2 protein-coding genes, 1 tRNA gene and 1 pseudogene are annotated in these 5320 nt (G+C 59.5%); 1 reads left to right on the top strand and 3 read right to left on the bottom strand.

Translation table 11 applies throughout. The features are described 5' to 3' along the window. Nucleotides 1-361 precede the first annotated feature (361 nt). On the bottom strand, nt 362-2698 hold the full coding sequence (locus H5U08_RS09455) for a polysaccharide biosynthesis/export family protein (protein ID WP_297032435.1): 2337 nt from the start codon (nt 2696-2698) through the stop codon (nt 362-364). 543 nt (nt 2699-3241) lie between these two features. Between H5U08_RS09455 and H5U08_RS09460 the strand changes: the two genes are divergently transcribed. After that, nucleotides 3242-4564 carry a protein phosphatase 2C domain-containing protein gene (locus H5U08_RS09460; protein ID WP_297032436.1) on the top strand — a complete coding sequence of 441 codons (1323 nt, stop codon included), beginning with the start codon at nt 3242-3244 and terminating at the stop codon, nt 4562-4564. Nucleotides 4565-4604: 40 nt separating this feature from the next. On the opposite strand, the gene H5U08_RS09465 is transcribed toward H5U08_RS09460, so the two are convergent. Both H5U08_RS09465 and H5U08_RS09470 read right to left on the bottom strand, forming a co-directional pair. Continuing rightward, a tRNA-Pro gene (locus tag H5U08_RS09465) sits at nt 4605-4679 on the bottom strand. 368 nt (nt 4680-5047) lie between these two features. Beyond that, nucleotides 5048-5320: pseudogene (locus tag H5U08_RS09470) on the bottom strand (hypothetical protein); the annotation flags it as partial.

Here is a 5320-nt window from a genome sequence, read left to right on the forward strand (position 1 = left end):
CGCATGGTGCTGGAATCGTCGGCCACCAAAACTTTCGCTCCCATGGTTCCTCCTCTGCGTGATCAGACTCCTGAATAGAAGGTTCAACCTTGACAAGCCAGTCGAAGACAAGCCGACTCTTCGGTTCGGGTGCTCTCACACCACGAGCTCGAATATCGGTCGCTTTCCACGAGTCGGAACGATCTGAGCGTCGTCCCGTCTGCCAAAATCTAGGTTACACCCGTGGATTGTCAAGCAAAGATTAACTCGCGACGTTGGTTCCACGATTCCAAGCAGGACGCCAAGGCACCAGCGCGGATGGGCGTGCCAGTGCCATGTTGCGCGGGGGACAGCGGTGACGGCGGAAAACCCTCCGCGTCGATCAAATCGTGCTCAGCTTGGAAAAGTTGATTGTCGCGGAAAGCGGGAATACTCCATAAATACCGCGTGTAAAGACAAGTTCGATAAAATCGTCCGCGCGCTGGATGAAACTCTTCGGCAGGATGACCACGTCGGAATCGGAGAGCCAAATCTCATCGCACGGGGTGGCCTTGTTCCCATGCAGGGCCGCTTCCAGGTTGAGCATCGTTGCCATCAATCGCCAGTCTTCGCCTCGGCGGAAGACCACAATTTGACGCAAGTTCGCCCCGGGTTTCCAACCTCCCGCCATGCTGATGGCCTGAATGACCGTTGTCGGGCCAGTCAACTCAAATCGCCCGGGATTGGCCACCTCCCCCAGGACGTAGATGTACCGTGGCGCCCGTTGCACAAGGATCGGGATGGCCTCGATGCCCTCCACTTCCTGGCGGTAGAGTTCGTTCAATTCGAGCTGGAGCTCGCGGAGCGTCAGTCCCTGCGCGCGAACCGACCCCAAACCGGGCAGCGAGATTGTGCCTTCCGGGGTGATCCGTACCTTTTGCGCCTGGCCTCCTTCTCCATAACGGCGGTCCACCGTGGCTCGCAAGTCTTCCAATTTGCTGTTGACCAGAATGGGCGTGACCGTGATGGAGGGGACACGATAGTAGCGACGGTAAAGCTCTTCCAGCCTTTGTTGCAACTGGGTTACGGTGAATCCTGTCGCCTTGACCTGACCTAACAGCAAAAGCGTGATCGTGCCATCCGGTTGGATGAGCACGTCCCGATTCAGGGTCGGATCCGTGGCCGACTCAACGCGGATTTGATCCCCCACATTGAGCCGGTAGGGTTTGGAAGTGGCCTCGCGGGTGATGCGGTACACGATCTCCAGTTCATCGTCCACCCGCAGACGGTATTCCGGCACATGCGCCGAGCGGGCAAGGCCCACATATTCCCCCTGAGCATAGCGCTCCCAGGCAATCAACCGAGCGCGTTCCCACCCACCCCAGTGCCGGGGATCACACGTGGAGCCATCGACCGCACATCGGGGACATGGCGAAGCTGGGCTGGGAGTCCAAGCTGGCGCCCTTGAGACTGCGTTGGAAAGCGCGGTCCGCTCTGGGGCTGGTTGCAACGCAGAGTCGGAGAGCGACGGCCCTTCCGGCTGGGACGGCTCCGACCTCGGCGCCGAATTCGCCACAACGTCGTCGGTCCAGCTCGCCTGCGCTGCGGGGAATTCGCGACTCTTGGCCGGGCTACTGAAGATTCCCCACCCAAACAAACCTCGGCCGGAATTGTTTGGCTCCCTTGAAGGCGACAAACCGAAAGGAAATTGCGAAGGTTCGTCAGTTCCTTTTACCGCTTGAGGGCTTACCCAGACGACGGCGGGTGTGTCCGTTGTGGTTCGCCCTTCCAGTCGAGCGGTGTCGCCGTTGGGTACGAAAGAATTGCCCGAAAATGCGTTACCTGTCCCGAGCTTCTGTCGCACCTTAGCCAGATTCAGCAGCACGGTGTCATCTGCCCGAATTCGCGCTGCATACATCAGGACTTGATAGGCTTCTGCCCAGCGGTTTCCGCGAGCAAAAAGAACACCCAGATCATTGGCTGCCATGTAATTTTCGGGACAGACAAGGATTGCTGCTTGGAAAAAGACAACCGCTTGCGCCAGAGGTTCACGGATTCCAGGGTGTGGAACCTCCGCCATCGCCATGTACAGTTTTCCCAGGCCGCGCAGGGCCATCGACCCTGCAACCTCGTGTCCCTGCGCCTGGGCGAAAAGATCCTGCGCGTATGCCAGATAGTTGCGAAACGCATCGAGGGCCGTCAACTGGACAAATGTTTGGTCCTTAAGGATGGGCGTTTCGTGCCGTGCGATGATCTCCGAAAGGGCGGCTTGGTCGATCAGGCCGTGGGGTGGGCCAAGAAAGTCCTCTGCTTCCGACAGGGCCGTCCACGCTCGGGACAGGGCGCTGACGTGTCGCGAAGTGGCCTCCTCGGCGTCCAGCCCTTGCGCGATGACCACAAGGGCCGCACGGAATTGTGCCCGAGCAGCGAAATAAGCACCGCGTCCGGCCAAATCATAGCCTTTCTCCGTGAGTGAGTCGGCCTGTTGAGCGACAAGTTCCAGTTTGGCCGAGCGACGAAGTCCAAGAACTTCCAGGGGGAGAGGTGCCGGAGGTTGAACGCGAGCAGACGCGATGCGAGGCGAGTCCTCCTGGGGGAAAACGTGCTTCGTTTCATGGGCAGAGACGGCTGGCAAGCGGGAAAGCTGATCGGCACCAAAAAGGGCCGATACCGGCGCGAAGATCGATGCGATCAGAACGCAGCCACTCAGTAATCGTTGTTGCGAGGATCGTCGGGACATGCAACCCATGCCTCCGTGCAGGGCCTTGCAGCTCATTTGATGGTCAGCGCACCGCGTGCTAAAAAGCGCAATCGGCCACAGAAAAGAATTTTCCCTTTCAAACCGGACATCGATGAACTTCTGCGATTATCGGTACGACCAACACGTTCGGACACTGCCGTTATTGTCGTTGTATCCGTCATTGCAATTCAAAACTGTCCTGTGGGAAGAGGTTCGCGGCCGCTCCTTTCAAAAAAAGTGCCATTCGTGCCCGGGGAAGTCTGTCTTCAGAAATTTGGCGTCATGGACGCCTGTTTTTATTCCGCGGTGCCCCTCGGGTTGGAATTACTGTGTCCGACGGACTACAATGACGCGGAGGGCCGGGGAACTTGCAGAATCTAGAAGAGTGTGCAATTTGGGGGAGGGGATCGTTGTGGACGGTCGATAACTAAAGCGGGAAGAGAATGTACCTCTTTTCCCTGTCGGCGGATTGGGGTGAAGACTGTCCGGATGATGGCAAGAATGCGTCAGTCCCGGGCCCAATTGCAGGGGGCCGCGAAGTGAATGATCGATACTCTGGCTGAAACCGGTTGGAAAGATTGTCTTGAGGTAGCAGCCAAAAGCGATATTGGCTTGCGCCGCTACAACAATCAGGATGCCCACGCCGAAGATCTCGCCGGCAGCCAGGATGCTTTTTTGGACCGGGGGCATCTTTTCCTGGTGGCTGACGGCATGGGCGCTCATGCGGCTGGGGAAACGGCCAGCAAAAAAGCGGCGGAAGTCATTCCCCTGGCTTACCGCAAGCTCCGCGATCTCCCACCGCCAGAAGCCCTCCGCCAGGCTGTGCGGGAAGCCAACCAGGAAATCTTTCAATGTGCCCAGGCCAACGAGAATTTTCGGGGGATGGGCACCACGGTGAGTGCCCTGGCCATCCTGCCGTCCGGGGCGTGGATCGCACAGGTTGGGGACAGTCGGGTATACCGCTGCCGGGGGGATGTCATCGAACAACTTTCGCAGGACCACAGCCTGGCATGGGAGCTGAGGCGGCTGCCCGAGGACATTCGGCCCCAGTATGTGCCCAAGAACATTATCACGCGATCACTGGGCCCCCAGATGGATGTGGAAGTGGACCTCGAGGGGCCGTTCCCAATCGAGCCCGGCGATACCTTCGTCCTTTGCACCGATGGTCTTTCCGGACAGGTGTCGGACGAGGAAATCGGCCAGGTTGTCCGGGCGCTTCCTCCCGCGGAGGCGGTGGAGACGCTTGTCAACCTGGCCAATCTCCGCGGCGGGCCAGACAATATTACCGTGACCGTGGTGCGTGTAAAACCCACGGCTCATTGTGGCACCTCCGGCGATGGCACGCGGGACGCCATTTTCCCGGGCCACGGTCGCTGGCTGCGGCTGGCCAGTTACATCTGTATCGCGCTGGGCATGGTGGGTTTTGCCATGGCCCTTTTTGGTCTGGTGCAATTGAAATTATTGCAGCATCCCTCTGGATGGGGGATTTTGGTGCTGCCGCTGGTCGCCCTGTTTTTGGGCTTGTATCTTTTGCTGCGCCCCGCCGATACCAGCCGGCCGGTGCTGCCATTGAGCAACTCCCCTTCTCCCTACAACACCGCGAGCAGTTCTTTCCGGCGCGAAACACTGGAGAATCTCCTGCAGATCCTCGCCGAACTGGAGGATACAGCCCGGCAAGAGAACTGGGAAGTGGATTGGACACGTCTCGAGAAGCTACGGACTTCCGCAGTGACCACCCGAGATGACCGATTGGGCGAGGCGATTGCCGATGCCTGCCGGGCAATCAACCATGTCATGGAGCGAGCCCGCCAGCACAAGAAACAAACTCACCCCCACGTGGACGGTCCCTTTTACCGGCCCCTGTGAGTCGTTGCTGGACAAATGACTCGGCGGACTCCGCGGCCAATCGGGGCGGCCGGATTCGAACCGGCGACCCTCTGCTCCCAAAGCAGATGCGCTAGCCAGGCTGCGCTACGCCCCGCCATGCGTGTTCCGTCGCGTTCCAGGACTTTGCATCCCGTCCGCGGTTTCGTGCTCTCGCTTGCTTTATCATACCGCCGCCAATCGCGAATGTTAAGAGAGGATCGCGGGATGTGGCACCCTTGCATCCTCCCCCTGGTCGGCCACGGAAGGATGTTCACAGCCGGGTGACCACCGGCATGTCGGGGGCTCTGCGTCATCAGGGAGACCCCATCGGCCATGGCCGCCGCGAGTCGTTTGTCGCTCTGCTTCAAGACATCGTTCTGGTTTTTCGGGCACGATGTTCCTTCACGCGGCAGCGCCGGAAGGAGCTTGCGCGAACGGGATGTGTTCTGTCGCGGCGGCATGGCCTCCAACCGATGCAAAGGGTCACATTCCGGCGGCCTGGCGGAATTCGCCGCCGCAGATCCGTTCTCGCAGGCGTTCAAATTCTTCGTGGTTTTTGAAGTGAATGATGACCTTGCCGCGCCCCCGACCGTTGTGCGTCAGTGACACGCGAAGTCCCAGCGCGGCGCGAAATTCCTGTTCCAGCAAGGCCACGTGCTCGTCCGGTGCAGCGGGACTTTGCCCTGAATCGGGACGGACGATCTTCAGAGGCGTTTCCCCGCCCTGTTGGCGCTGCTGGACTTCCGCCTCGACACG

The sequence above is a fragment of the Thermogutta sp. genome (assembly GCF_014359955.1).
Taxonomy (GTDB): Bacteria; Planctomycetota; Planctomycetia; order Pirellulales; family Thermoguttaceae; genus Thermogutta.

Excerpts from the sequence above, each read along its gene's own strand:
- H5U08_RS09455 (WP_297032435.1), bottom strand. The coding sequence starts at position 2,698 with ATGTCCCGACGATCCTCGCAACAACGATTACTGAGTGGCTGCGTTCTG.
- H5U08_RS09460 (WP_297032436.1), top strand. The coding sequence starts at position 3,242 with ATGATCGATACTCTGGCTGAAACCGGTTGGAAAGATTGTCTTGAGGTA.